General features: G+C 71.4%; 3 protein-coding genes. All 3 read left to right on the top strand.

The features are described 5' to 3' along the window. Positions 1-147: 147 nt before the first annotated feature. Positions 148-1,170, top strand: a complete 1,023-nt coding sequence (locus GOB93_RS20710; protein ID WP_338422429.1) for a tyrosine-type recombinase/integrase — start codon at positions 148-150, stop codon at positions 1,168-1,170. A 3-nt stretch (positions 1,171-1,173) separates the two neighbouring features. Continuing rightward, a complete protein-coding gene (locus GOB93_RS20705; RefSeq protein WP_173585245.1) occupies positions 1,174-1,968 on the top strand; it encodes a hypothetical protein in 795 nt (264 codons plus the stop codon). Beyond that, on the top strand, positions 1,958-2,711 hold a 754-nt coding region (locus tag GOB93_RS20700), incomplete at its 3' end, for a chromosome segregation protein ScpA (RefSeq protein WP_173585244.1). The genes GOB93_RS20705 and GOB93_RS20700, both read left to right, overlap by 11 nt.

Here is a 2,711-nt window from a genome sequence, read left to right as displayed (position 1 = left end):
CGGGTTTCTGAGGCGTGGTAATGCCCCTTTACCACGCCTCAGAACAGGCTTGCCTTAATCGGGGCAGAAGGGCAGACTCCCGCGGGACAACAAGGTGAGGAGAGGTGGAGTGCACCCGGGACAGCTGCCTGAACGTCGTGCGGTTCTGTGAGCGAGAGCGGAGACGATCTTCCCGGACCGGCGCCCGCTGACAGGGCGTCTGACACCGGGGTGGCGTGTGGCCCGTCCCCGGGTTCATTGCAGCAGGCGATCGAGGCGGCGAAGGAAACCGCCCGGACGGCGGCGCATGCGCCGGAGACGCTGCGCGCCTACGCCCATGACTGGCAGGATTTCTGTCGCTGGTGTCACGGGCATGGCGCTGTTTCGCTTCCGGCCGCCCCGCCGGTCGTGGCGGCCTGGCTGCACGAACTGGCGCCGCGCTACAGCCGTGCATCGCTGAACCGCCGTCTGGCGGCCATCGGCTATGCGCACCGGATGAACAATCTCGAATGGAGCGCCGGGCATGCGGCGATCCGCGCCACGCTGCGGGCGATCGGGCGGCTGTATGGCCGGCCGCAGAAACAGGCGGCGGCGCTGACCTCGAAGGAAATCCGGAAACTGGTCGCGCCGGAGAAAACCCTGACCGACCTGCGCGACCGGGCGCTGCTGCTGATCGGTTTCGCTGCGGCGTTGCGGCGCTCGGAGCTGGTGGCCCTGACCGGCGGGACGGTACGGGTCACCGCGACCGGGCTGATCCTGACCATTGCCCGCAGCAAGACCGATCAGGAGCAGCAGGGCGAGGAGGTGGCGATCCCGCGCGGCAGACACGCCGCGACCTGTCCGGTGCTGGCCCTGGCAGCCTGGCGCGAGGCGGCGGCGCTGGACGAAAACGGGCCGCTGTTCCGGCCGGTCAGTCGCTGGGGACAGGTCGGGCGCGACGCGCTGCATCCCGATGCGGTCAGGCGGATCCTGCTGCGCCGGGCAAAGCAGGCGGGGGTGACGGCGCCGGCGGGGGAACGCCTCAGCCCGCACGGTCTGCGGGCCGGTTTTGTGACCGAGGCTTTTCAGGCCAGTGCCCGGGACGAGCAGATCATGGCGCACACCCGGCACCGGGACCTGCGCACCATGCGCCGCTACGTGCGGCGCTCGCGGCGCGAGATCGACTCTCCCGCGCATCTTCTGGATCTCTGAGCGGTGGTGAAAAACGTCGCCGGGCTCGTGGCGGATCTCGATACGGTCACCGACGCGCTCGAGGCGTACCGGATTCAGCTGCGGGCACAGCCGCTGGCCCATACCTGTACCGGCGACAGCGCGCCGCCACAGGGCGACGGGGCGTCGCTGCGGCTTCCGGTCCGCCCGCCCATTCCCTCACATGCGCCGCGTCCGTCCGGGGCGGGACACGGCATGGTCGTCGAAACGCAGCCGGAAAGCGGCCGGGCCGGGGAGGGCGGCGTTCCGGCCTGCCCGCAGCCCGACTGGCTGTATCACCTGCTGACGGTGGAAGGCCCGCCGGAGAGACTGGCGCAGTTCCGCACCCGGGCGGCCGGACCGGGCCGGATCCCGTGGGCGGCGGAGGCGCTGTCGGCGGACGATCTGCTCCGGCCGCTGCTGCCGGCCGGCGCCGGGAGCGAGGCCGGCCGCCTGACCGGGCTGGCGGAGGCGGTCGCCCGGGCCGCCGGACACCTGCGGGTCCGGGATGACGGCGTGGACTCCGTTCCGTTCGATCTGAATGCGCTGTGTCCGGTGCCGGTGGAGCTGCTCGCACTCGGGCCACAGTCGCCGGACGTCCTGGCCTGGCTGTGCCGGCACTGGGGCACGTCGCGTCCGCTGCAGACGGTGGAGGCCCTGGAGACCGGACCGGTGGCGCCGGAGACGGTCTGGACACTCGGGTTCTGGTCGGCGGACTGGACGCCCTGGGCGGCGCTGCGGACGATCGCCCGCGGCTGGCCGGATCTGTGTCTGCGGATCCGCCCGCTCTATGATGTCTGACGGATCCCCGCATCTGCAGGCACAGGACTGGGCCGGTCCGCTGGCTCTGCTGGTTGAGCAGGCCCGCAGCGGGGCGCTGGATCTGCGGCGGATGTCGCTGCTGCAGCTGATCGACCAGCTGGGGCGCATTGTGGAAGAGGGTGTCCGTGCGCGTCCGCTTGCCCGCAGCGCCGACTGGCTGGTGCTTGCGGCGACGCTGCTGCAGCTGCGCTCGGCCCTGATGCTGCGGGACGGGACACCGGAACGGCAGGCGGCGACCGGACAGACGGAGGCCCTCCGCCAGCGGGCGCTGCGGCGCGCGGCGCTGGAGCAGGCCATGGCCGCGGTCTCGCAGATCCCGCGACTGGGGGACCAGGTGTTCGGCCGGGGCGGAGAGGGGGAGCCTCACCGGACTGATGCCGCGCTGCTGCAGACCGATCTGCTCGATGCCTGCCTCGCGCTGCTGCGGCGACGTCTGAGGCTGCAGCCGGTGCGTCCGGCCCTGCCGCAGCGTTTCTCGTGCTTCACCGTCAGCCAGGCCCTGGCGTGGTGGCGTCAGCATCTCGGGGAAGAGGGCAGGGGGCTGTACCGGCTGGATGACGGGCTGGTGAAAAGTGAAGGCAGCCGGACAGGGGATCGCGAGGCGCCGCTGCAGCGCAACGCGGCAAAAGCGGCGCATTTCCTCGCCGCGCTGGAACTCGGAAAGCAGGGCGCCGTCACCCTCTCTCAGGACAGGCAGTTCGGAACCGTAGAACTCGCACGCA

It is taken from the genome of Acetobacter musti (assembly GCF_011516835.1).
GTDB lineage: Bacteria > Pseudomonadota > Alphaproteobacteria > Acetobacterales > Acetobacteraceae > Acetobacter > Acetobacter musti.
This window is presented reverse-complemented; position numbering and strand designations above follow the sequence as displayed.